The organism is Rothia sp. HMSC069C10 (assembly GCF_001812205.1).
Taxonomy (GTDB): Bacteria; Actinomycetota; Actinomycetes; order Actinomycetales; family Micrococcaceae; genus Rothia; species Rothia mucilaginosa.
The window spans coordinates 30667-30991 of sequence record NZ_KV808299.1 but is presented as its reverse complement, the minus strand read 5'-3'; the positions used below and the strand labels follow the sequence as shown (position 1 = coordinate 30991).

Sequence of the window (325 nt, the reverse complement as noted above, 5' to 3'; positions counted from 1 at the left end):
GCACCGCGAGCTCGAAGAGAAGTGGAAGCAATGCGTCTCTGACCGGGGGCTCACCCCCATTAAGGCAGGGTCGGTAGCCGAGGAAAGCCCGCTGAATGAGCAGCTGAGCAAGAACGGCGGTTTCAACGAGCCCGCCTCCGAAGAAGAGATCCGCATCGCCACCATCCAGGCCGAATGTAACCAGCAGGTCGGCATGAGCAAGCAGCTCTACGACCTGGAGGCACAATACCAGATGCCGCTCATCCGCAAGTACCAGGCGCAGCTTGAGCAGGAACGCAAGGCAGAACGTGAGCGTGACGAGAAGTTCAAGCAGTACGTTCTGGAG

1 pseudogene is annotated in these 325 nt (G+C 59.4%); it reads left to right on the top strand.

The features are described 5' to 3' along the window. Positions 1-325: pseudogene (locus HMPREF2842_RS04650) on the top strand (multidrug transporter); the annotation flags it as partial.